We start from the raw sequence: 23171 nt of genomic DNA, 5'->3' as shown, positions 1-23171 counted from the left end.
ATACATCGCGGGGTAGAGCAGTAGGTAGCTCGTCGGGCTCATAACCCGAAGGTCGCTGGTTCGAGTCCAGTCCCCGCTACTAAGAAGCCCCAAGGAAACTTGGAGCTTTTTTGTTTATAGGGTCGCGTAGCTCAGCTGGATAGAGCATCTGCCTTCTAAGCAGGGGGCCGTTGTACTTTGAAAAATAAAAAAAATGAACTAAAAAATTTAGGTCGCGTAGCTCAGCTGGATAGAGCATCCGCCTTCTAAGCGGACGGTCACAGGTTCGAATCCTGTCGCGATCACTGATTTTTTTGATAGGCTTCCAAATTTTTTGGAGGCCTTTTATTTTCAATCCGTACAACATACGTACAACATTTGAAGCTTTGAATTGTCTTTCCAAAATATAGGTAACTGGACAAATACTCGAACAACCTTTTTGGTTGATGTGTACTGAATGACTTGTTTTAAAATTCATGCCTCTAATTTTAGACTAAGATTGAATTTACCCTGCCTGATTCTAGATTCACGAATGCCCCGTGTTTTTGAATCTGTTTGTGGTATAACAAGCGAAACAAACAGTCGGAAGCATGGGCGACCAAGACGTCGTTAATGAACAGCGACTGTTCATTTAGTTTATCGGAATAAGTGCATCCTGCGCCCTGTAAAGTAGGTGTGTCATAGGCATCCAAATCGGGAAAGAAATCGATGATATTTTTGAGTTTTTCGACCTGTTCAAAGTCCTCTCTTTCTATTTTACGTTTCTCATTGAAAAGCGTTCCTATAACAAATTGCCCTGTATTTCTACTGTTGCCCAAATCCAACCAATAAAACATAGTATTGTATTCAGAACCTTTGTACGGATATTGAAGCGATCGTGCGAGTTGTACCCGAAAATTGGCATTGTCAACACAAGTAATTATGATATTCGCCCTAATATCTTCGCCATCAGGGAGAGCGTCCATGGGAATACCTTGCCATTGCAGACCAAATGCCATGTTTACCTTGTTAACGGCATTGATCACTTTGTACTCCCCAACATCGGAAGTAGTGTACAATTGTCTCCCTACATTATTTGGTTCGACTATATCGGAATCATAGGCGATGATGTGCAGCCCTGGGTGTCCTACTTGACGTAGCGCATGATCGATTCTAGCCAATCGTGCCAATAGTAATGAACCCGTTCCCCCAACTCCGATCAAAGCAATCGTTATAGGATGTGTCGGGTTATAAAAGTAGTTAGGCGCAAAGTGTATCCTAGTTTTCATAAAGGTCTTTTATGGTCAGTTTGTTTGCAATCAATAATCCATCGTCAAAGAATGGTTTGTCCAAATGGCTTTTCATTATGGCTACAATATTTCCCTTAGCAATACGGTTGTGATGGGTTGCCGTAAAGACCGATCGAAAAAATTGCTGTTCCACAAAGCCCATGATGTCCTCGTAATATTCAAAGCCGTCATACTCCATTGAAGCACTACCCATACAGACTTTGCCATGCCCATCTACATTAAGTAGCGGTGCGTTATAAATCGGGGTCGATTCGTTCAGACTATCCTTTCGAAGAAGAGCAAACACCCTAAGAGTATTTCCTTCTAGTTTAAACAGCAACTTTGGCAATGGATATTTTCCCGAAACGATCCCCGTATTGGTATCAAAATACATGGTATGCTGTTTTGGATGTACATACCAGACCAGTTGAAGGCTTCCCTTGAAATCGAAATGGATTAGGTTTTTAGGCAACATTCCCTTGAAACGGAACTTTATCAGATCGCCTTCCAAGCAGCTAAAGACGTTTCGGGCGGTATCTTTGGTTAAAGGCATTCCTGCCGTTAATTTCTCTCCAACTATGTTGTGATATGAGAAGTAATGTCCTTGAGTATAATAGCCCTGATCTTGGGAATAACCGATGATAGCAAACTTGGGTAGAAAATGTTCGTCGGCCTGTAAAATGGTAACGTGTTCCATGTTTATAATTGTCTTAAAAGTTGGTTCAATTCGGATAGAAATTCTTCCAATCTATTGAGTTGATAGCGTGTATCTTTATTGAAAGGCTCCATGTTTTCTTTGTCAGCAATGGTATGTTCGTATGCCGAAATGATGTCGTATTCATTGGAACATTCGTTGAGCATTTCAATGTAGGAGCCTGTGAATTCGCTATCCTCATCGTCAACTATGAGGAAAGATTCCGAATGGTTGAATAAACTTTCATGTTGCTCCCTGATACTTAGACGCAAGGGTACATTAAAATCAATGGTATCGACTCTCAATAGGAGTTGCTTTATTTTTTTGTGCAACGGTTTTCTTGGTCGGTACTTCGAAACCAAAATTCTCCAATCCCGTGGAGTATATTCGCTAAATATGGTTTCGTATCGCCCAAAGAACTTTACGGAGTGATTTTGAGAGAATACCTTCCCGTTCTTGTTTTGGTACACCTCTTCCTCAAAAAGAAACTGCCATATCCAATCAACACGGGATTCGTCGGTCTGAAACAGCCCGATGTATGGCAACTCCTTCACAAAGGATAACAGGATATGAAAAAGGGAAGGGTTCTTCCATTTCAACCGAAATATTGGACGTAAGGGAATACAATACACCGTTCCCCTTCTTCCGATATAGCGTTTTAAAATCAGTAGTAGTCCAGCGTCCTGTACGATCCCAATATGGTCTATTCTTGCCCTTTCCCGTAACCGATAGGCACATCTTAAAATCAAATCCTCATAACTATCCAACGGTTCTAATTTCCAAGTGGATATATCCCCCGAAAAATGATTTGTTACGTCTACCATCAATTGAGCGAGTTCGCGAAGGTCAACATCCGATTCGTCCAATAAGCAATGGGAAAGTATTGGGGATATGGTTATGTTAGAAAGGGAAAAACTTCGGGCTGTAAAACCTTCGGTCTTCGTGTTCCGCCCTTGAAATGGGATTGTTGTACCGCTTTGAACAATCGAACGTGAAATTCTTTCTGTTCTTTTGATATGCTGAGTTGGGGATTGGGCTTCCATGGTTTTTGTCTTATAAATTCATCTACATTCATCGATCTATCCTTTCGTACCCGCTAAGGTCTTAAAGTGAATTTCATGAAAACCATTGACAATGCCCCTGTCCATAATATTGGCATTGGTCAAATCGGCGTATAAATGGGAATAGTGATCCATGACCTGTTCATGGGTCATGCCGTCGTCAATATCGTCCAACTCAATGGTATTGTTGTTGCCGTTTTGATAGATGTACTTACGTGTAATGCTTGCTACTTCCATTATGTAAAAAGTTTAGGGGATTCATAAACCTTCATATCCTTTACGACCTTTTGGGCATCCTTATGGTTCGGGTCGATCTTCAAAATATCGTTGGCGATGTCCGTTGCTTTTTTGTGGTCGGTCATAGGGTTAAAGTCGGTTGCCTTTAAAAGTTGCTTCAGTTCGGTCGCTTTTTTGGAAGCGGATTCCTTTTTCTTTTTTGCCTGTTGCGTCTTTTGTTCGGTCTCGGCTAGGGTCTGTTCAAAAGCAACGGTATTGCGAAAAAGTGCTTTTGTTTTTTGCATTGGTTTTTGAAGAATCTGAAAAAACTTCTCGTCCACTTCCTGCACATTTCCTCGCAGGGTAAGAGGTTTTAGGGATTGGAGTGCCTTGTCCTTGGCACTCGATTTGGGCAGTACGGATACGTTTACAGTATCCTCATTAAAGGAAATACTAATGCCAAATTGTTCGATACCCGTTTGCCGTAATGTTGAAAAAAAGTCTGTCATTGTAACGGTATTTATAGTTCTCAAAAAAAAATTATTTAAAAGCGGGGCTTGGTATACACCAAATTAATTTGCCCCGCTCCTTCCTTAACTCTCTTTCAAGATACGTCCATACCTGTGGGAATCCTCGTAAAATCAAGCGAAAATCCGCCCTTTTCTTCCTTCCCCCTATCCACAAAAATGCGCCCGATAGGGCGCTGGATTCTATGACTTAAAATAATTTTTTTTGTTATGTATTTTAAAGCTTGGCTTTGATTTGGTTAGCCTAAATGCTCTAAATTTTTATAAATAAGGATTTATTGAAAAACAGTACCGTAAAAGGTCAATTACCGGAACTACTAAAAAGAACGGCAAATGGAACTGTCAACCAAATACTATGTTTCTTAATTATGTTGTTTCCTAAAATCGCCGATTTTAAGAACTGGAAAAAGCCCAATAGTGTAACATCTGAAGGGACTAATCCTCTTTAATGTCAAAATTGTTATATTAACAGTTAAATAGTAACCAACAAGTATATGATCGAGGAGTCAATGCACAAGGGTACCTATTCGGGAAAAATACTTCTTTCAAGTTTTGGCTCTAGCCATACGGCCAGTATTACGAAATACAACCCAAAAAGCTTTAACGACAAGCTTCACGCTCATGAGAACGCACATTTTAGCTATTTGTTCGATGGAGGATGTGTAGAAAAGAAAAGGTCCTCATATGAAATTTGTCCGGGAAATATTACGTACTACGAAGCCGGGGAAAAGCATCAGGTGACTAAGGTCGCAAAGGATACAACACGTATTAATCTTGAATTTGAGGACTCTTTCCTTAAGCAGTATAATATATCTTCTGGCCACATGCGTACCGCCGTATATAGGAATCCCGAGGCCAGATTTCTTCTAATGAAAGTCTACAGAGAACTTGTAATAGATGATTCACTTTCCGATCTCTCGCTCCAAATGCTTTGTCTTGAATTGACCGTTCCAAAATTTGTGCATCCCAAAAACGGGAACAGTACAAATTGGCTGGAAAACCTTGAGGAATATCTAAGGTGCACCCTACCCAAAAAGCTCTCCTTGGACCAACTATCGGAAGTATGTAATTTACATCCCGTTACCGTCTCAAAAGGCTTTGCTACCCATTTTAATTGTACGCTCGGTCAATTTAAACGAAAACTTATGGTAGAAAGGGCATTGCCAATGGTAAGCTCTTCCGAGTTATCATTGTGCGAGATTGCATTGGAATGTGGTTTTTTTGATCAAAGCCATTTTACTCGGACTTTCAAAGAATTGATAGGTTGCTCTCCCAAAACATATAGGAAATTTAAGAAGGACTTCTAGGTGAGGGCTAAATCCATACTATTTTTTATTAAATCTAAATACTAGGTTTGCTTCATAAACTAAATTGAATATGAAGCATCTTTTAAACTTGGGTATTGGTCTGATTCTAATAGGACAACTGGTTAGTTGTATATCCAATGCACCTGTTACGGCCCTGAACGGGAAAGAAATCAGTGCCGCTCGGATAGACTCCTTTTTGAATAAACAAATGGATTCGGTCAATATGCCGGGCCTTTCCATTGCATTCATAAACGACGGCAAGATAGTGCTGCACAGGGAACTGGGATATGCCGATTTGGAATCCAAGAAAGTTGTGGACGAGTTAACTCTATTCGAGGCTGCATCCATGAGCAAAACGGTATTCGCATATTTCGTGATGCAGCAGGTGGAAAAAGGCATTCTGACTCTTGATGAGCCTTTATATAAGATTCTTCCCTTCGAAGACTTGGCATATGACGAGCGTCACAAGTTGTTTACTGCTCGTATGGTTTTGGCTCATACTACCGGGCTTCCCAACTGGCATGAGTACCAACCGCCTGACCCAAGTTTAAACGTGCCCGAGGGACATACTTACATTATGTTCGAACCCGGCACCCAATTCTCCTATTCGGGGGAGGCCTACCAATATTTGGTCGATGTGTTGGCCCATCTATTGGACACCGATCAGGAAGGCTTAGCGAAAATATATCGTGAAGAAATGGCAAAACCTTTGGGGATGGACCATGCTTATTTCGATTGGAGCGAATTTATTAAGGAACATAGGGCCACTGGTTATTTTCAAGATGAAGATAGTGGCTTAAATGAGGCAGGGACGCTTAAGGAATTTAATGGGTTCAGCGCGGCAGGTGGAATTAGAACAAATGCCCTTTCCTTCGCCAATTTCATAATAGCTTTGATGGACGAAAAGGGTCTGAAAAAACATTCCTTCAATGAAATGTTCGAGATTCAGTCAACGGTCGATGATTGGTCCGATATTGACCATTGGGGCCTTGGTATCGGGATTAAAGAGACTCCTTACGGTATTAGGTATATGCATAGTGGCAACAACGGGGATTATCATGCATATTTCATTATGTATAAAGAGCAGAAATCTGGTTGGGTATTCCTTACCAACTGTAATCGTTCAGACGAACTCTTTGAAAGTTTGGAATCATTCTTCCGTGCAGGAGAATAATGAATTCTTATAACGCGCAGAATCTATTAACAGAATATATTAATAGAGGAGTAAAATCCGTTAGTGCCGCAAAACCAAGGTCATATTAGACACCCTCCTTTCTTATTCATTTAAATGAACTGAATTGGAAAATCCACGTTTTTCATTAAAAAGGGTTAGCCTTACGAGGTATTTGATTCATCCTTAAGCTTCAGTAGTTCGACTTTAGCGGATATTAAAAGCATTTTTAATTTCTGTTTTTGAACCCTACATTTAGAAATAACCATATTTTCTTTTGTGCGATAAATAAGGGATTCGCAGTATTTAATTCGAGTAAAAATCGGACATTTAGAAACTACATTTTTGTAGAGGGAATCAAAATGGACCAATGACTTCCGAAACCTGTATATCGTTGTAAATTCTAGGAGCTTGAATATCATTTCTTAATTATTACACCTAGTCGTAGATTGATTACTCTAAGTTGATCTTGGAATTTATATCCTCAAATTTCATTCCCAACTATCAGAAAATCATCTAATTAACAGTATTTCATTTTTTTCAATAAGAGATGTATTCAAAACTCTATAAAAGCTGCTTGAAGGCTTGTGGTATGCTGCAGACCCCTGACCCCTAATTTTTTTGATATGATTCTGAATAGGATAATCCTAAGTCCCAAACTGATTTTTATCATTTTCTGGATAGACCTTGGGTCTTAATTTTATCGTCCAATTTGCTAGAAAATGGATGGGATAAATGCAAAAACAAGAAGATTATCCTGGGTATATATCTTCCTGATAGGAATAACAATTCAAAGCTGTACAATGGTAAAAGTTAGTGTAAGCGATAAACGAAATCCAGTTCTCCAAACCGTAGACTTCAACGAAAATCTGAAGATTACCTCTTGGGGCACCATCAAGGTGAACAAGTCAGATTTTTTTCCATCGAGTTTCCAAATTGTATCGGGAGGGAAAACGATTTACATAGACCCTGTCGAAACAAGTACATCGGAAAAGGCCGATTATATATTTATCACCCATGCACATCCTGACCATTATTCGCTTAAAACTATCGAGCGAATCGTCAAACCTGAAACCATCTTTATATGTCCGAGAGAGGTCTCGAAAAAGCTTTCCAAAAAAGGATATACCACACGGACAGTAGTACCTAATGACAGTATAGTAATGGACGGTATAAATAGTGAAGCAGTACATGCGTACAACACCAAAAATGTATTCCTATGGATAAAGGCGCATCCAAAATCCAAACAAAACGTAGGCTACATTTTAACGCTAGGGGACGACATCAGAATATATCACGCAGGCGACACGGACTACATACCTGAAATGGAAAACATCAAGGATATTGACATAGCAATGGTACCCATAGGGGGAGACAACCTGACCATGAACATTGATGAGGCATCAAAAATAGTCAACAAAATCAAACCTAAGTTGGTTATACCAATGCACTATGAACTCAAAAACAAGGCTGATTTGACGAAATTCAAATCTCTGGTGGATAAGGATATTACGGTTAGCATATTAGAGTAAGCTGTATACGGTTAATATTAATGTGGGAAATCTAATGCAACATATGTATTTATCGAGCAAGAATCTTCTTGTTGTAGGCAGCGTTTTGAGTTTCCTAGTTGCGCTATTACATGTTGCGCTCACCATAAGACCAAAACTTTATGATTATTTCGGGGCTTCAAAGCTTTCTGAACTTACCGAGCAAGGTTCATCGTTTACCGTATGGGTTACGCTAGGTCTGGTTATCATGTTCTTCGTTTGGGGATTTTATGGACTTTCCGGCGCAGGTATCATTGGGCAACTTCCATTATTGCGTCTAACACTTTTCGGTATCGGAATCATTTACCTTATACGAGCGCTTATGCTTCCTTCGGATATTCTGAAATTTGCACAACATGCCCGTCCGTTCCGATTTATTATATTATCGACCGGTTCGTTATTGGCAGGCTTGTTTTATCTGATGGGTGCACTAATGACCGCCAAATGAGAATTTTAATACATTCGCAAACAAAACTGAACAATCGATAAAAAGAAGATAAAAAAATGACACTTGCAGATTTAGGTTACACTTCCAGTTTAGCGCAATATGGAAAAGATAAAAATCTGGACGCTTTCAATGTGGGTCGTATTGTATCAGAACACAAAGATAGATATGTAGTAAAAACAGGTACAGGGGAATTTGATTGCGAGCTCATTGGTAATTTACGATTTACCGCTGAAAATCGTTATGACCTTCCCGCCGTTGGGGACTGGGTGGCCATTTCCGAATATGATAAGGACAAAGCCTTGATCCGTTCTATTTATCCGAGACATTCGATACTTGAAAGACAGGCCGTCGGAAAATCGGGGCAGATACAAATAATTGCCACGAACATTGATTACGGCCTAATTGTCCAGTCGGTAAACAGGGATTTTAATATAAACAGGCTGGAACGATATTTGGCGATCTGCAACGCTTCCATGGTAAAACCCATTATCGTTCTTAGCAAAATAGATCTAATTGATGAACAAGGGCTAAAAACACTTCTAAATCAAATAAATGAACGGATCAAGGGTGTTCCTATAATCGCCATCAGCAATCAATCCGATATTGGGCTAGATAAACTGGACGCTATTATACATAAAGGCAAAACCTATTGTTTACTTGGCTCCTCTGGTGTCGGAAAATCAACACTATTGAATAAACTGGTTGGCAAGGAATTAATGGAAACCGGTGCCATAAGTCAAAGTATCGATAGGGGTAAACACGTCACCAGCCATAGGGAACTGATAGTGCTGGAAAATGGAGGGATCATAATCGACAATCCCGGGATGCGGGAAGTAGGCATTACCGATTCCAAAGCCGGACTTGAGATTACATTCGATGACATTGTAAAATTATCATACGATTGTAAATTCAAGGATTGTACACATACAACTGAGATCGGCTGTGCGGTTATGGAAGCCCTCGAGAATGATGAAATTGACCGCGGATCCTATGAAAACTATCTAAAAATGGAGCGGGAAAAAGTGCATTTTGAATCCACTATTGCAGAACGGCGCAAGAAGGACAAGGATTTTGGGAAAATGGTAAAACATTTTAAAAACCGAAATCGCAGAGGTGACCAGTAGAAGAATACTTTAAAATGGAATTCTACTAGCGATGACTTATGAGAGAATACATAAAAAATAATCCTGTTAAACTCTTCTTCATTCTGACATTTATTATTTCTTGGAGTGGAATTTTGATGGTGGCAAACCAAACAGGAATCCCTGCCAGTACGGAACAATTTGATAAACTACTTCCAATTGCAATGATTCCGTATTTACTGGGACCTAGTATTGCCGGTTTTATCATGATCGGTCTAACCCAAGGAAAAAAAGGGTTTAACGAGCTATTCAGAAAGCTCTCAAAATGGCGCTTAGGAAGCTCAATATATCTAATAACCATATTCACCGTACCGATTCTTTCATTTGTTGCTCTTTTCATTTTATATCAATTTTCAGAGGTATACATTCCGGATATTGTTACTACGAATGATAAGACGGCCCTAATTCTAAGTTGATTGATTTATGGGATAATAGGTGGTGGACTTTTAGAGGAGTTGGGATGGTCGGGATATGTAACTCCTAAACTAAGGGAAAAATATAGCGTAGTAAAAACCGGTCTTATTATCGGTGTATTCTGGGGAGCGTGGCATTTCCTTCCTGTTTTTTGAGGGTCTGGCGACAGTTCAGGTAACTTGGTGCTATCAAAGTTTTTACCCGGTCTGTTTTTTCACTATGCCGGTTTAATACCTGTACGTATACTTATTGTTTGGCTTTATGATAGGTCGCAAAGTCTAATTCCGCCTATACTATTGCATGCAACATTAACAGCGTTCACATTTTTCATCTTCAATATTTCCCAGGTAGGTGTTTCTCTTTTTATTTATTATGTCCTGCTTGCTATTGGTTTTTGGATACTAGTTGCTATTGTCAAGAACAAATCAATGTTGAAACCAAATAAGATTAGAAAATGAAAATCCCTTAAAAGGGAAAGTTGCTCCCGTAAAACCTACCTATTTTGAAAATCCAGCCCTCGTTATCAATCTGTCTCAGAAACTCGCCGTTTTTTAGTTCGACTTAAATCAATTCTCCTACTGGACAACCAATTAACAAAAATTTGCGTCTATATTATTAGAAAACAGTTTAGTTTGGTTGAATGAAATTAAATACGATTACAACACTTTTGATTTTCTGTGTCAATTTTCTTGGAATGACGCAAGACTCGAAATCATATAATGCCGGATTTAACACCATACAATTATTAGATACATCACGAATCTACAAACCAAATTCTCAGGTAACAGATAGATTGCATTACCGACCCATTGATTTGGATGTCTGGTATCCTTCCTCCGAATCTGTTGATGGAAAAGAACCCCTACGGTTTGGGAATCTGTTTCAATTATATGAGGATCGAGCCAATAAATACCAAAACGAAACCGATTATACAGGGTTAGTTGAAGAATTGGCTCAATTTTTTGTAGCACAGTTAGGAATAGAGGGAGATGGCCGTCGACTTCTAGAGGTGGTTACCGATAGTTATCAAGACCTAAAAATACTCGAAGCGCCGATTCCATTGATTATTTATATGGCGGGAATCAATGGTATGGGCTTTGAAAACTATAAGCTATTGGAAGATTTAGCTGAGAACGGCTATGTAGTGGTTTCGATTTCATCCAATGGGCGCTATCCTGCTGATATGACCAATGAACTTGGCGATACCATGGAGCAGGTTTATGATGCAGAATTTGCCTTGAACTACCTAAAAACGCAAACGGATTTCCATATCGATTATGGCAAAATTGGAGTTATAGGTACCAGCTGGGGGGGTATGTCGGGCGCAATACTGTTAAACCGTAGCGAAAACATTAAAGCCCTGGTTTCACTGGATGGTTCAGATACGCATTTTTATGGAGATTATAGTGATAACAATCGCTACGCGAATGATGCGACATGGGAAGATAATGATCGGTTTATCAAAGAAATCTACGATGCAGAGTTCACTGACATTGAGAAGCAAAAGTTTGCCTACCTCTATCTTGAAAGTGGGGATAAATTAAATGACTTTACACCTACAGATGAATATCAGTTACATAAAGAATTGGAATCCAATGCTAAGTATTTACGTTTCAAACAAAGTGAACATGCTGATTTTACTTGTATCCCTTCAATTCTGAGCAGTTCAAAGAAAAGTATAGCTGTTCATGAACAAATTCAAAACACTACCGTCGGTTTTTTAAATCAGGTCTTTAAAGGAACGAAGGAATTCGATGTGTTATGGAATAACTATACCAGATTAGAGGAGACTACAACGGAACCCTACGACATCGCAAACTTGAGTCCAAAGGTGACGGAGTTTGGCGAACTGCTCGGTAGAATAGTAGATGCAAAAACCGACTTGCCATTGAGTTATGTCAATGTTGGTATCCTAAATCGAGAGGTGGGTACGGTCACGGATAGCCTGGGAAATTTTAATTTAAATGTATTGAAAGAATTCAGTAATGATACCGTTCGCATTTCGATGATTGGGTATGAGCCTATCGAACTAATACTGGGCAATATTGTAAAGAAAAAAGACACCCTTAAAGTTCGATTGAAGGAACAGATCAGTGAGCTTAATGAAGTCGTCGTTTCAGCCAAGGCATTTAAGAGAAGGACCCTGGGTAATAAAACGGAATCTAAATTCATAAGTACAGGTTTCGGTTACAACCAACTAGGTGCGGAGATGGGTATTAAAATCAATATTCGTAAAAATCCAACCTTTGTGGACGCCTTTAATTTTACGGTTTCACAAAATCGCCTAAGCGCAAAATCTATTTTTCGATTGAACTTTTATGAAGTAAACAAGAGGAAGCCCGGAAACAATATTCTAAAGGACAATATTTTGGTTGCTATAGAACCGAAACAGACGGGTAAGATGACCATTGACTTGAAACCCTATGATATCGTATTAAAAGAAGATGTTATCGCTACCCTAGAATGGGTTGCTAACGAAGGAGAGAATAAAAAAGACGAAGCTATATTTTTTCCAATAGGGTTTTTTACCAGCGGAACTCTACGCAAGGAAACCAGTCAATCACGATTTAAAAAGTTTGCAAGTTTGGGGATTGGTTTCAATATTGATGTGCGTTACTATTGAACCTATTTAAATTTTTGACTTAGGTTCCTCATGCGAGCACTTTATTCCATGTGAAATTTGATTAGTATCGTAAAACGAACGATTAATAAGACTCCATAGATTTTCCAAGCAAGTATCATCAAACCGCCGTTTTATAATACCGGTGTTTTTCATTGAAGGCATAGGAATTCACTATATTTCATTTTCAAGTCAGACAAATGCTTCAGTTCGATTTCTTAAAGAATAAATATGGCAAGGAACTCCTTATCGATCTGGGTAGGATTGAATCCCTTTATGGATACATCCTAGAGGACGACCTGCATATTATCACCTTTTACGAGGTTTTGGTCATTACCAAGGGAGCGGGTACATATTCACTTGACGGCACGCCAAAACAATTAAAGCGTGGAACCGTGGTAGTGACCCTACCTAACCAAGTGCGGCAATGGAAGACCGAGGGAGAGGTAGAGGGATTTTCATTTTTTTTTGAGGGCGAGTTTTTGAACACCCATTTTAAAGATGAACTTTTTCTGAACCGATTCGCCATTTTTGATTACGACCGACCCAAAATCGGTTTTGACCTCAAGGAAGAGAATCTTGAAAAACTGTTATGGACGTTTGACGAAGTGGAACAAGAATTCAAGGAACTTGAGGGCGACAGCTCTCACATCTTCAGGTCCTTACTCTACTTTGTGCTCAGTCAGATTGACCGATACTACCGTAAAAATGTAGGCCAGGAAAAAGAGGAGGCTCCAATGGAAGTATATAGATTTAAAAAGCTTTTGGATAGGAACATCCACAGATGGCAGACTGTTCAGGATTACGTGAAAGCAATGGACATCGGAAAGGACCACCTGAACAAACTGGCACAGCGTTATTTCAAGCAGACCCCGCTTCAGCTCATCCACCACCGTATGGAGATTATCGCAAAGCGCGAACTGCGGTACTCGACCAAGACCATTAGCGAAATCGCACACGAACTCAACTTCTCGGATGTCTCCAATTTCAACCGCTTTTTCAAGAAGCGCACCGGGGAGTCCCCAAAATCCTACAAAGTCAAAATGACCGATCTAAAGTCGAATTGACCTGTTTTTGACAAGTCATTCAACGCAACTTTGTACCATCAAATTGCAAATTCGACCTTGTCATGAATCTAAAGTTTCTTTTATCCTTATTGTTTATTATCCCCTTCCTGGGAACCGCCCAGTTCACCGTTACGGGCACCTCAGAAGATACCAATGGCTTGCCGCTGGCATTTGCCAATGTCTTACTGTTGAAGACTTCCGACAGCACTTTTGTTTCAGGTGCGACGTCCGATGACAACGGTACATTCGAATTGACGACCGTTACCGCTGGCGAATATAGGGTCACGGTTTCCGTCCTTGGGTTCGACACCTATACTTCCCAAAGCTTTTCATTGAGCGATGCCCGACCAAATATGGAATTGGGAACCGTACAGCTGTCCGAGGGTGCTCTTGCCCTGAACGAAGTGCAGGTGGTCGGTAGCCGCCCGCTTATAGAACGGAAGATTGACCGTTTGGTGGTCAACGTGGCCAACAAGGTCAATACCGCGGGAAGTTCCGCCCTTGAGATATTGGAACGCTCGCCCGGGGTGGTCGTCAACCGCCAAGGAAATTCGATTGCCATGCTTGGAAAAGAGGGGGTGAACGTGATGGTCAATGGTAAGTTGCAGTATATGCCCGCAGACGCCCTTTTCAGTTACCTACAAGGCCTTGATGCCGACAACATCCAATCCCTTGAACTTATCACCACCCCGCCAGCCAATCTCGATGCCCAGGGCAATGCGGGATATATCAATCTGGTGCTCAAAAAAAATCCAGATGAAGGGTTTAATGGCGGGTATTCACTATCGGCTGGATTTGGCCAGGGGGAGACCGGAAATGCCAGCGTGAACTTCAACTATCGAAAGAACCGGATCAACCTTTTTGGAAGTTATAGCTATTTAAGGAACGGTCAGGAACAGTTCACCACCTTGGAGCGAAGAACTGGGACTGGCGATGATTTTACGGAAACACTTTTGACAAGTGATAGGAACCCGACCCAGAACAACCATAATTACCGATTAGGCCTTGACATCCAGGCCAGCGAAAAGACCACCATCGGGGTATTGTTTTCGGGCTATGACAACAATTGGGATATGGATGCCCTTAACATCACAAGTATAAGACCTGCCGTTGCCCCTGATACCTTGGCCATCTCACGAAATGTAGAGATCAATGATTGGCAACACCTTCAGTCCAATATCAACTTGTTGCACAATTTTGACAACGGGGCAACGCTGAACCTGGACTTCGACTATCTCACCTACGATAACCAAAACCCCATCACCTATGACCTAAGTTTTGAAGGTACGGATGGAACGCTCTTTGACCAATCGGACCTATTGAGTGAAAAGGACACCCCTTTCAACATCCTGGTCGGAAAAGCCGACTATTCATTGCCCGTGGGCGAAAAGGCAAAGTTGAGTGTGGGGACCAAATATGTGACCTCCGATTTCGAGAACCTAGTAGCATTGTCGGATGATGGGGTCACGGTTCCCGGCTTTACCTCGAACAGTGATCTTGAAGAGGATATTTTTGCGGTGTATTCCCAAGTGGACTATCAACTTTCCGAAAATACCACCCTGAAAGGAGGTCTGCGTTTTGAAAGCTCCAGTACGGTGCTCAACTCTACCAATGGTGGGCAAGTAGTGGATAGGCAATTGGACAATCTATTTCCCAGTATCTATTGGAACCAAAAGCTCGGTGAGTTCAGCAGTTTCAACCTTTCCTACAGCAGACGTATCAATAGGCCCTCCTTTAGTGATATGGCACCCTTTGTTATTTTCTTGGACCCGAGGACTTCATTTGGGGGAAATGCTGCACTTCGCCCCGCACTGGCCAATACCTTTCAACTGGACTACACCCGAAAAAGTGTAAGCCTCTCGGCCCAATATACCGATGAGGACTTTACTATAGTGGGCTTTCAGAACCGATTCAACCCTGAAACGAACACCCAACTAATCGTACCGGACAATCTCGAAGGTCAACGGACGGCATCGCTGACCCTGTCATTCCCTGTAACAGTTACCGATTGGTGGAAAATGAGATACTTTTCGACCCTACTTTGGCAGGAGTCCACGACCATCGAGGATTTGGGAAGGTTCACCTTTGACCAGACCAACTTCAGGATAAACGGGAACCAAACATTTACCCTTGGCAACGACTACACCGCTGAACTGTCCGGTTTTTACCAGACCCGTTCATTGGTCGGAAACGTGAAGTTCGAACCTCTTGGAATTCTGAATTTTGGAATACAGAAAAAGTTCAAGAACGGAAGCCGGTTGGCCTTCAACATTACGGACGTTTTCAACTCATTGGAACGTATCGGGATAACGGACATTCCAGAGGAGAACATCTTTATCGAGAGGGCCTTTGATTTCAGCCAGCGCACTTTCAAGCTCACTTGGTCCGCCAGTTTCGGAAACAAGGGTGTGAAAAAGGAGCGTGATAGAAAGACCGGTGCCGACGAGGAAAAGGAAAGGGTCAATTAAAAACAAATATTCACATAAAACAGATAAAGCATGAAAAAATTAGTCGCAACAGCACTATTAATGGCGTTCCTGTGGGGCGTCTCGGCCCAGAACGGGATTGAAAAAATTCCATTGAACGATGATAACCTATCCTATCCGGAGGGTACGCAACATTCCTTTGAGACTATCGATGGCAAGAACACTTTGGTACTGAACGGCAGGGCGCAGGTCAAGAACCCAAGGTTTACCAACGGCACCATTGAGGTAGAAGTCTTTGCCAACCAAAAAAGGAGTTTTGCGGGCATCACCTTTAGAAAGCAAGACGAAACGTTTGAGGAAGTCTATATCCGAATGCACAAATCAGGTCTTCCGGATGCACTTCAGTATAATCCCGTTTTTAACATGGAGAGCAACTGGCAACTATATCCCGAACACCAGGCTGCGGTTATTACCAAGAACGAGGGGTGGAATACTTTAAAAATAGTGGTAAATGGTGACACAGCGGAAATATTCGTGAACGGCAAGAGCGCAATGGTGGTTCCCGATTTGAAAACGGACCATGAAGAAGGGAACATAGGCCTTTTTGCCCTTTTTGAAAACCGTTTTGCCAATTTGAAGGTTTCCAAAGAATCTGAAGTCAATCTACCCGAAGCGGAGGAATCGAATACTATCGAGGGGCTAATTACCGAATGGAACCTTTCCGTGCCCAGCACTTTTGATGGCAAGACTTTTCCAAAGAATGTGAAAAATGTCCCTTACATGACCAAAGGTCAAGCGGAAACTTCTGGATTGTTGACCGTCTCCAAATATGTTACAAAGCCCTCAAGAGGAAAATACCGAAGGAACAATGAAGATTATGTGGTGGCCGGAACAACGATTAACAGTACTGAAGAAATTGTAAAACATTTCTATTTTGATTACAGCGACAGGATAATGGTCTATCTCAATGGTGAACTGCTCTATTCAGGGAACAATGGATTTCTCTTTAAGAACCCACAGTACGAAGGGCATCTCAAATTGGAAACGAACATGGTCACTTTACCGTTAAAGAAAGGGGCCAATGAATTACAGTGTGTGGTCATCGAAAGGGCAAATGGCTGGGGGCTTATGGGAAGATTGACCGATTAAGCTTTGACCCATCATGCCCGTAGTTTCCATATTCCAAACTAACCAAAATTCAGGTCCGATGTTCCAAAACGCAGCCGAAAAAGGATGGATTGCAGATGAAGCCTATCGTTTGAAATGGTTTTCCGTGGAGAAGGACGGCCCTGAAGAAATAGGCCATATCGATATTCAGGTAATCGTCGAGGGTCCTACTGTGACGACCATAAGTACGATTTTCTTAAAAGGAATCCATGAGACTTGGACAGATTATTCTATTGCGGAATTTGAAGGCTTGAAACCATTGTTGCATACCTCTTTGTCACCTCAAAGGGATTTGAAGATTCGTTTTGGAAAAAGGGCCAAAGGCGTTCTTTTTGATAAGGGTTCACAAGGGAGGAAGAATATCGACATCGGTATAAAGGGTAATTACTTTGATAGCGCGATGTCGCATCATTTGGTTCGTTGGTCCGATATTGAAGAAAGAAAAATCATCACTATCCCAATGTTCAATTACCAGGCTAATAAAAAAGCGAAGCTCATTGCGGTCAAGCTTTTTGATATCAAGAAAACGGAGTATAGCTTAAAGGATGAGACATTGGATTCATGGCATGTCAAATCGACCAGCGGTATCACCAACCATCAAGTATTGACCGAATATACCATTGGACGAAGCTCTAGAAAGATTTTACGAATGGATATTGCTAACGGGGCTAGGAAGTCGTTTATGGAAAGAACATAAAGTTATTCATTTTTTGATGTGGTAATGGTCGTGTCGTAAAAGGAAGGTTTTTAAGGACTATGATTCCGAAATTAGTTTACTCGCAACTGTTCCTCAAACTTTCAATTTGGGTAAAGTGCTTACCGAGAGAGAAAATATTTTCAAAATTCTTATTTTCTATAAGCTGTTTAGCAAATCGGGCGATTTACGGGACTGTTGATACATCCACTTCACTAAAAGCTGAGTAGACACCCTCACAGACTACGAACAGTATTTGAATCCAAACAATGTATTAACATATTATTATTCAAATTCAAATACACTATTTTAATATTTATGAATAAATGTTCATATCTTTGTATAGATGAAACTTGATAAACTCAACAGGATATTCAATGCTACACTCAACTTGACCGGAAAGGTCGGGATCGCAGGTCTCAAAATGTCCAGTATCGCAAAGGAAGCATCCATGGCCACTGGTACGCTCTATCTTTATTTTAAGAACAAGAAAGAGTTGTTGAACGCACTCTACTTTAAATTACAGAAAGAAAGCGCACCTGCTCTTATATCCGAAATAAACCATCTTCCTATTGAAATACAGCTCTATAAAATGTGGTCGTTGGCACTGAAAAGATTGGTCGAGAATAATTTGAGAATTATTTTTTTAGAGCAATTTTTGATTTCCCCATACGTTTCCGAGTCCAGTAAAGAAATGGATGCGCGTTTTAGGAATTACTTGAGAGATTTGTTGGATAAAGGCAAGAAAGAAAACCAAATCAAGGATGTTGACAGCAACATACTTATTTCCCTAATTATTGGGTTTTTGAGGAACTTTTCGACTTACATATTTAAAGATAAAGAAGGTGAGCTATCGGAGAAATCAATTGACGAATCATTTTCGCTATGTTGGGAAGCTATCAAAAAATAAAAAAATTTAATCAAAAAATGAATAATTATTCATAATTATTAATTAATAGAAAAGACCATGAGAGATATCACCATTTTAATATTCGCCTTTGTAAGCCTTTTGCCTACTAATGCGCAAAATAAAAAATCGAAAATTCAAGAAAACAAAAAAGAAAACGTAACAATGAGCAAATCAAAAACCATTAAAATCAACGAAGAAACGTTATCATACTTAGATAATGAGAATGGAAAAATCACACTTTTATTCCTACACGGAGCATTTATCAATAAAGACTACTGGGACGAACAACTATCCTATTTTGCCAAAGACTTTCGAGTTATAGCTGTTGATCTGCCAGGGCACGGAGACTCTTCATTCAATCAAAAAGAGTACACTGGCGAGCGATTCGGAAAAGACATAAGCACCCTAATAAAAAAGCTAGCTCTCAAAAACGTCATAATCATAGGACACTCTTTTGGCTCTGACGTTATGCTGGAAACTGTAGCATTAAACGCTTCTGAAATTATTGGTCTAATCGAGATTGACCATTTGAAAAACGTTGGGATGGAATTACCAAAGGAGGCAGTTGACCAAATAGTTGCTGGCTTGAATACGGATTTTGAGGCTACCTGCGAGCAATTTGCCAAACAAGCATTGTTGACGGAGGCAACGAATCCTGAAATTGTTGCCAGATTGCTAAATGATTATAAGAGGATGAACCCAGAGTTTGGCATTCCTTTACTCGAATATAACTTTGGTTATGCCCGACGCGAAGCGGAACTTCTGAAAGGATTGGAACTAAAGCTAAATTCCGTTCACGTCAACTATACGCCCACCAATGAGGAAAGTCTCAAAACGTACCTTGGTGATAACTATAAACTGCATATTATGGAAGGCACGTGCCATTATCCTATGCTCGAAAATCCAAAGGAACTCAATACCCTGCTCGAAACGATTATTTCAAAAATCTAATATCTGAACACAACATAAGTAGATTTCGATACATACAGTTTTTCGTTCTTGCTGAACTTTGTACCAAACAAAAAACACAATTATGAAAATTACACTTGCAGGTTCATTGGGGCGTATCGGAAGACCCTTAGCACAACAATTAATTAAAGATGGCCACACGGTCACCATAATCAGTAGCAATCCGGACAGAAGTAAAGATATAGAGGCTTCGGGCGCAATTTCCGCTATTGGTGCTTTACAGAACACCGACTTTCTTATATCCACTTTTACAGGTGCTGATGTAGCGTATACTTTAGTTCCCCCAGCAAATTATTTTAATCAAGACCTTGATTTGTACCAATACTTTGCAGAATTAGGAGATAGCTTTAAAAAGGCTATAGAGAATACCGACGTTAACCGAGTAGTAAACCTTAGCAGTATTGGAGCGCATTTAGAGAAAGGTAACGGAATTCTTGAAGGCACGTATTATGTAGAACAAGCTCTCAACAGTCTACCTGAAGATATAGCCATAACCCATATCCGACCCGTTGAAATTTATTATAACCTCTTTCAATTTGTTGATCTGATCAAGCATCAAAATATTGTAGGTAGTAATCTCGATAAAGATGATGTTAATGCTTGGGTATCACCAAAAGATATAGCGGAAGCCGTAGCCGATGAAATCCTAAATATCAAATCAGGCCGTAACGTGAGATACGTAGCAAGTGAAGAACTTACGTATTCCGAGTTGGCCACTACCCTTGGTACTGCGATAGGTAAGCCAGATTTACAATGGGTGCAATTTACCGACAAACAAGTTTTGGAAAGTCTGATTAATGTGGGAATGCAACCAGCAGCGGCTGAGAAAATGGTAGAAATGTATGCAGCTATCCATAGCGGTCTGCTGTACGAAGATTACAGGCAAAAAGAACCTAAGATTGAAGGCAAGGTCAAAATGAAGGACTTCGCCCAAGAATTTGCGGTAGTTTATAAAAATGCCTAAGCCTTAAAAGTTCAAAAGAACTTGTTTTCTATCATTAAATCCAAAGAAATGCCAGATATAAATATAGCTAATCCAAGCAATGAAACCATAAATCAGATTTTGGAGCATATGAGTGATGCATTTCGGAATTTACCGCGTTCACCTATATTGCGCAAGCCATCGGAAGCAGGTCTGGTTTACGAAAATATTTCATTTTCATCCATAGACGGTATACCTCTTGAAGGTTGGTTTATTCCTCGTGAAAATTCGGAAAAGGCCATTATCGCAAACCATCCTATGGGATTTACCCGTTCTGGACTGCCCGCACATTTAGAACCTTGGAAATCTGTATGGTGTGCCAGTGGTAATGATTTTGAAGTCAACTTTATACCTGACTACAAAGTTCTGCACGATGCTGGTTATAATGTGCTTGCCTATGACCTGAGAAATCACGGTCATAGTTCCGAGGCAAATGGCGGTATCATCTCAACCGGAATCTATGAATCCCGTGATGTACTGGGTTCTATAAACTATATACGCAATAGACCAGACACAAGTAAAATGAAGATTGGTCTCTTTAGCCGATGTTTGGGATGTGATGCTACCTTTTATGCAATGCAAAGTAATCCCGAAGTATTCAATCAGGTTAGCTGTTTGGTAGGCGCACAACCTGTAAGCGAAGAAATCATTCTTGGCAAACAGCTAGAGTTGTCTGGTATTCCCATAGAACGGTTAAAAGACCTCAATGAGCTTATGGTATTAAAAACCAGCCTAAGCATTGCAGAAAGGGATGCCAGGGAATGGGCAAAATCAGTATGTATCCCTACGTTTCTTTACCAAGTACACGATGATGTACTTACCAGTCCGTCGGATGTACAGACGATGTTTGACAACATTTCTTTGGAAGATAAACAGTTACAGTGGATACCTGATACTACCGTGCGATGGAACGGATATTTGGAATTTCAGAGACGTCCAGAACCAATGCTGGACTGGTTTCAAAAGTATATGTAGTAACAGTAACAATTTTTAAAGCACAATTATTATGAAAATATTATCATCATTAAAAACGCCAAATTTAGTTAACGTCCTAATAGCTCTAGTTTTGGTCAATTTGAACATTGAGACTGTTTTTGCACAATCAAAAGCAACAGAACCACCGAGCATTGATGGATTTGTGGAAAGTGATGAAGAGAAGAAAATCATTCTTGAAAAACGTGAGCAGTGGAGACAGACCTTTGAATCAAAAAGTGTTGATGATATTATGGAGTATTACGCTTCTGATATATTATCTTATGACCTTATGGCGCCCATTCAGTTTGAGGGCGAGTCTATGTGGCGAGATAACTGGGTCAGTTTTTTCAATACTTTTAAAGGCAGCATTCAATTGACTTTTGAGGATTTAACGGTGTTTCAATCTGGCGACCTGGCAACGATTCGAGGTCTTACAAGGTTACAAGGGGAAACTGCTACGGGACAAAACATAGATATGTGGACTCGTGAAACCAATGTGATGCGTAAGATAAACGGCGAGTGGTTAATTGTTCACGACCACGTTTCCGTGCCTATGGATTTTGTAACAGGTAAAGCGCTTATTGATTTAAAACCAATCAAAAAATAAAATAGTATATGCAACCAATACGATTCAAAACAATCGCCCAGTATCATAAGTTTAGAAATCTTGAAGGGCCAACACATCCCCTGATAAGTATCCATCGTATCGAGGACATCAAGAAACTAAATGATGATGAGCCCCAACGCTTAATTCAGGATTTCTATATGGTTGCGCTTAAGCATAATGTAAATGCAACAATGCAATACGGGCAACAAGAATATGATTTTGAGGAAGGCGCATTAATTTTTTTAGCGCCCAATCAACTATATGCTATCCAAGCTGATAGCGACTTGACCCACACGGGATGGTTACTGCTTATTCATCCAGATTTCTTTTGGAATACCTCATTAGCTAAGAACATTAAAAACTACGAGTATTTTGATTATGATATTAACGAAGCGTTACATCTTTCAGAAAAAGAAGAAAAGACAGTTATAAACATCTTGCAAAATATCGATGAAGAATGCAGTACGAATATCGATAAATTCAGCAAGGCTGTAATTATATCTCATTTAGAAACCTTATTGAACTATGCCGATAGGTTTTATCACAGGCAATTCATAACCCGGGAAAAACAAAATCACGAAATATTGGTGAGGTTGGAAAAATTACTTTCTGACCATTTCAATGACCCAAAAGAATCAATTAATGGTATAATTACGGTAACGGATATATCAGCTTCACTAAATATATCACCTAATTATTTGAGTGGCTTGCTTACCGTTTTAACAGGGAAAAGTACCCAACAGCATATTCACGATAAATTAATAGAAAAAGCTAAAGAAAGGTTGGCAATAAGCGAATTGTCCATAAGTGAGATCGCTTACGAACTTGGCTTTGATTATTCCCAATCGTTCAGCAAACTGTTTAAATCCAAAACAAACCTAACCCCTTCTGAGTTTAGACAATCTTATAACTGATTCTTTTTAGAAGAAATTGCCTATCTAGTGGCCACCGTGAAACCATTGTAATTTTTGTAATTC

23 protein-coding genes and 2 tRNA genes are annotated in these 23171 nt (G+C 40.2%); 20 read left to right on the top strand and 5 right to left on the bottom strand.

The genetic code is table 11. The features are described 5' to 3' along the window. Positions 1 to 6: 6 nt before the first annotated feature. Together D7Z94_RS06985 and D7Z94_RS06980 are read left to right on the top strand one after the other, a co-directional pair. Positions 7 to 79, top strand: a tRNA-Met gene (locus tag D7Z94_RS06985). A gap of 131 nt (positions 80 to 210) precedes the next feature. Continuing rightward, positions 211 to 284: transfer RNA gene (locus D7Z94_RS06980), tRNA-Arg, on the top strand. Positions 285 to 467: 183 nt separating this feature from the next. Here D7Z94_RS06980 and D7Z94_RS06975 read toward each other — a convergent pair. Genes D7Z94_RS06975 through D7Z94_RS06955 form a run of 5 tightly spaced genes read right to left on the bottom strand, consistent with a single transcriptional unit; the run spans position 468 to position 3727 of the window. Continuing rightward, positions 468 to 1247, bottom strand: coding sequence for a PRTRC system ThiF family protein (locus D7Z94_RS06975; RefSeq protein WP_120710761.1), 780 nt, complete (start codon positions 1245 to 1247; stop codon positions 468 to 470). Continuing rightward, positions 1237 to 1944 (bottom strand): hypothetical protein, encoded by a 708-nt coding sequence (locus D7Z94_RS06970; protein WP_120710760.1) that lies wholly within the window; start codon positions 1942 to 1944, stop codon positions 1237 to 1239. The genes D7Z94_RS06975 and D7Z94_RS06970 overlap by 11 nt, the downstream gene beginning before the upstream one ends. Before the next feature lie 2 nt (positions 1945 to 1946). Continuing rightward, positions 1947 to 2984, bottom strand: coding sequence for a hypothetical protein (locus tag D7Z94_RS06965; RefSeq protein ID WP_120710759.1), 1038 nt, complete (start codon positions 2982 to 2984; stop codon positions 1947 to 1949). A 36-nt stretch (positions 2985 to 3020) separates the two neighbouring features. After that, on the bottom strand, positions 3021 to 3239 hold the full coding sequence (locus D7Z94_RS06960) for a PRTRC system protein C (protein ID WP_120710758.1): 219 nt from the start codon (positions 3237 to 3239) through the stop codon (positions 3021 to 3023). Further along, a complete protein-coding gene (locus D7Z94_RS06955; protein ID WP_120710757.1) occupies positions 3239 to 3727 on the bottom strand; it encodes a PRTRC system protein E in 489 nt (162 codons plus the stop codon). The genes D7Z94_RS06960 and D7Z94_RS06955 overlap by 1 nt, the downstream gene beginning before the upstream one ends. A 512-nt stretch (positions 3728 to 4239) precedes the next feature. Between D7Z94_RS06955 and D7Z94_RS06950 the strand changes: the two genes are divergently transcribed. From D7Z94_RS06950 to D7Z94_RS06860, 18 genes are all read left to right on the top strand, one after another. Then, on the top strand, positions 4240 to 5052 hold the full coding sequence (locus tag D7Z94_RS06950; protein ID WP_120710756.1) for an AraC family transcriptional regulator: 813 nt from the start codon (positions 4240 to 4242) through the stop codon (positions 5050 to 5052). A 70-nt stretch (positions 5053 to 5122) separates the two neighbouring features. After that, positions 5123 to 6226 carry a serine hydrolase domain-containing protein gene (locus D7Z94_RS06945; protein WP_120710755.1) on the top strand — a complete coding sequence of 368 codons (1104 nt, stop codon included), beginning with the start codon at positions 5123 to 5125 and terminating at the stop codon, positions 6224 to 6226. 800 nt (positions 6227 to 7026) lie between these two features. Beyond that, positions 7027 to 7755 (top strand): MBL fold metallo-hydrolase, encoded by a 729-nt coding sequence (locus D7Z94_RS06940; RefSeq protein WP_158594596.1) that lies wholly within the window; start codon positions 7027 to 7029, stop codon positions 7753 to 7755. 43 nt (positions 7756 to 7798) lie between these two features. After that, a complete protein-coding gene (locus D7Z94_RS06935; RefSeq protein WP_147415844.1) occupies positions 7799 to 8221 on the top strand; it encodes a hypothetical protein in 423 nt (140 codons plus the stop codon). 56 nt (positions 8222 to 8277) lie between these two features. Further along, complete coding sequence (gene rsgA / locus D7Z94_RS06930; protein WP_120710752.1) at positions 8278 to 9345, top strand: ribosome small subunit-dependent GTPase A; 1068 nt, start codon at positions 8278 to 8280, stop codon at positions 9343 to 9345. 38 nt (positions 9346 to 9383) lie between these two features. Beyond that, complete coding sequence (locus tag D7Z94_RS06925; RefSeq protein ID WP_120710751.1) at positions 9384 to 9779, top strand: hypothetical protein; 396 nt, start codon at positions 9384 to 9386, stop codon at positions 9777 to 9779. After that, positions 9780 to 9932: a CPBP family intramembrane glutamic endopeptidase gene (locus tag D7Z94_RS26195; protein ID WP_120710750.1), complete on the top strand. Its 153-nt coding sequence runs from the start codon at positions 9780 to 9782 to the stop codon at positions 9930 to 9932. Positions 9933 to 10471: 539 nt separating this feature from the next. Then, positions 10472 to 12400: a carboxypeptidase-like regulatory domain-containing protein gene (locus D7Z94_RS06910; protein ID WP_158594595.1), complete on the top strand. Its 1929-nt coding sequence runs from the start codon at positions 10472 to 10474 to the stop codon at positions 12398 to 12400. A gap of 197 nt (positions 12401 to 12597) precedes the next feature. Further along, positions 12598 to 13464 (top strand): AraC family transcriptional regulator, encoded by an 867-nt coding sequence (locus D7Z94_RS06905; RefSeq protein WP_120710747.1) that lies wholly within the window; start codon positions 12598 to 12600, stop codon positions 13462 to 13464. A 62-nt stretch (positions 13465 to 13526) separates the two neighbouring features. Beyond that, entirely contained in the window at positions 13527 to 15932 is a 2406-nt protein-coding gene (locus D7Z94_RS06900; RefSeq protein WP_120710746.1) for a TonB-dependent receptor domain-containing protein, read from the top strand. Between the two features lie 30 nt (positions 15933 to 15962). Continuing rightward, entirely contained in the window at positions 15963 to 17039 is a 1077-nt protein-coding gene (locus D7Z94_RS06895) for a family 16 glycoside hydrolase (protein WP_120710745.1), read from the top strand. Between the two features lie 58 nt (positions 17040 to 17097). After that, complete coding sequence (locus D7Z94_RS06890; RefSeq protein WP_147415843.1) at positions 17098 to 17754, top strand: DUF3108 domain-containing protein; 657 nt, start codon at positions 17098 to 17100, stop codon at positions 17752 to 17754. A 343-nt stretch (positions 17755 to 18097) separates the two neighbouring features. Then, positions 18098 to 18661 carry a TetR/AcrR family transcriptional regulator gene (locus D7Z94_RS06885; protein ID WP_120710743.1) on the top strand — a complete coding sequence of 188 codons (564 nt, stop codon included), beginning with the start codon at positions 18098 to 18100 and terminating at the stop codon, positions 18659 to 18661. A 57-nt stretch (positions 18662 to 18718) separates the two neighbouring features. Further along, positions 18719 to 19612: an alpha/beta fold hydrolase gene (locus D7Z94_RS06880; RefSeq protein WP_120710742.1), complete on the top strand. Its 894-nt coding sequence runs from the start codon at positions 18719 to 18721 to the stop codon at positions 19610 to 19612. Between the two features lie 82 nt (positions 19613 to 19694). After that, a complete protein-coding gene (locus tag D7Z94_RS06875) occupies positions 19695 to 20594 on the top strand; it encodes an NmrA family NAD(P)-binding protein (RefSeq protein WP_120710741.1) in 900 nt (299 codons plus the stop codon). Positions 20595 to 20642: 48 nt separating this feature from the next. Beyond that, positions 20643 to 21587 (top strand): alpha/beta hydrolase, encoded by a 945-nt coding sequence (locus D7Z94_RS06870; protein ID WP_120710740.1) that lies wholly within the window; start codon positions 20643 to 20645, stop codon positions 21585 to 21587. Positions 21588 to 21618: 31 nt separating this feature from the next. Then, positions 21619 to 22194, top strand: a complete 576-nt coding sequence (locus tag D7Z94_RS06865) for a YybH family protein (protein WP_120710739.1) — start codon at positions 21619 to 21621, stop codon at positions 22192 to 22194. An 8-nt stretch (positions 22195 to 22202) separates the two neighbouring features. Next, positions 22203 to 23108, top strand: a complete 906-nt coding sequence (locus D7Z94_RS06860; RefSeq protein ID WP_120710738.1) for a helix-turn-helix domain-containing protein — start codon at positions 22203 to 22205, stop codon at positions 23106 to 23108. The last annotated feature ends 63 nt before the right edge of the window (positions 23109 to 23171 follow it).

This window comes from Ulvibacterium marinum (assembly GCF_003626755.1).
Taxonomy (GTDB): Bacteria; Bacteroidota; Bacteroidia; order Flavobacteriales; family Flavobacteriaceae; genus Ulvibacterium; species Ulvibacterium marinum.
This window is presented reverse-complemented; position numbering and strand designations above follow the sequence as displayed.

Bases quoted from the DNA above. Each gene is read 5' to 3' on its own strand.
- D7Z94_RS06945 (WP_120710755.1), top strand. From the start codon at position 5,123: ATGAAGCATCTTTTAAACTTGGGTATTGGTCTGATTCTAATAGGACAA.
- D7Z94_RS06950 (WP_120710756.1), top strand. From the start codon at position 4,240: ATGATCGAGGAGTCAATGCACAAGGGTACCTATTCGGGAAAAATACTT.
- D7Z94_RS06940 (WP_158594596.1), top strand. From the start codon at position 7,027: ATGGTAAAAGTTAGTGTAAGCGATAAACGAAATCCAGTTCTCCAAACC.
- D7Z94_RS06970 (WP_120710760.1), bottom strand. From the start codon at position 1,944: ATGGAACACGTTACCATTTTACAGGCCGACGAACATTTTCTACCCAAG.
- D7Z94_RS06975 (WP_120710761.1), bottom strand. From the start codon at position 1,247: ATGAAAACTAGGATACACTTTGCGCCTAACTACTTTTATAACCCGACA.
- D7Z94_RS06875 (WP_120710741.1), top strand. From the start codon at position 19,695: ATGAAAATTACACTTGCAGGTTCATTGGGGCGTATCGGAAGACCCTTA.
- D7Z94_RS06925 (WP_120710751.1), top strand. From the start codon at position 9,384: ATGAGAGAATACATAAAAAATAATCCTGTTAAACTCTTCTTCATTCTG.
- D7Z94_RS06965 (WP_120710759.1), bottom strand. From the start codon at position 2,984: ATGGAAGCCCAATCCCCAACTCAGCATATCAAAAGAACAGAAAGAATT.
- D7Z94_RS06935 (WP_147415844.1), top strand. From the start codon at position 7,799: ATGTATTTATCGAGCAAGAATCTTCTTGTTGTAGGCAGCGTTTTGAGT.
- D7Z94_RS06905 (WP_120710747.1), top strand. From the start codon at position 12,598: ATGCTTCAGTTCGATTTCTTAAAGAATAAATATGGCAAGGAACTCCTT.
- D7Z94_RS06865 (WP_120710739.1), top strand. From the start codon at position 21,619: ATGAAAATATTATCATCATTAAAAACGCCAAATTTAGTTAACGTCCTA.
- D7Z94_RS06885 (WP_120710743.1), top strand. From the start codon at position 18,098: ATGAAACTTGATAAACTCAACAGGATATTCAATGCTACACTCAACTTG.
- D7Z94_RS06895 (WP_120710745.1), top strand. From the start codon at position 15,963: ATGAAAAAATTAGTCGCAACAGCACTATTAATGGCGTTCCTGTGGGGC.
- rsgA (WP_120710752.1), top strand. From the start codon at position 8,278: ATGACACTTGCAGATTTAGGTTACACTTCCAGTTTAGCGCAATATGGA.
- D7Z94_RS06870 (WP_120710740.1), top strand. From the start codon at position 20,643: ATGCCAGATATAAATATAGCTAATCCAAGCAATGAAACCATAAATCAG.
- D7Z94_RS06960 (WP_120710758.1), bottom strand. From the start codon at position 3,239: ATGGAAGTAGCAAGCATTACACGTAAGTACATCTATCAAAACGGCAAC.
- D7Z94_RS06900 (WP_120710746.1), top strand. From the start codon at position 13,527: ATGAATCTAAAGTTTCTTTTATCCTTATTGTTTATTATCCCCTTCCTG.
- D7Z94_RS06860 (WP_120710738.1), top strand. From the start codon at position 22,203: ATGCAACCAATACGATTCAAAACAATCGCCCAGTATCATAAGTTTAGA.
- D7Z94_RS06890 (WP_147415843.1), top strand. From the start codon at position 17,098: ATGTTCCAAAACGCAGCCGAAAAAGGATGGATTGCAGATGAAGCCTAT.
- D7Z94_RS06910 (WP_158594595.1), top strand. From the start codon at position 10,472: ATGACGCAAGACTCGAAATCATATAATGCCGGATTTAACACCATACAA.
- D7Z94_RS06955 (WP_120710757.1), bottom strand. From the start codon at position 3,727: ATGACAGACTTTTTTTCAACATTACGGCAAACGGGTATCGAACAATTT.
- D7Z94_RS06880 (WP_120710742.1), top strand. From the start codon at position 18,719: ATGAGAGATATCACCATTTTAATATTCGCCTTTGTAAGCCTTTTGCCT.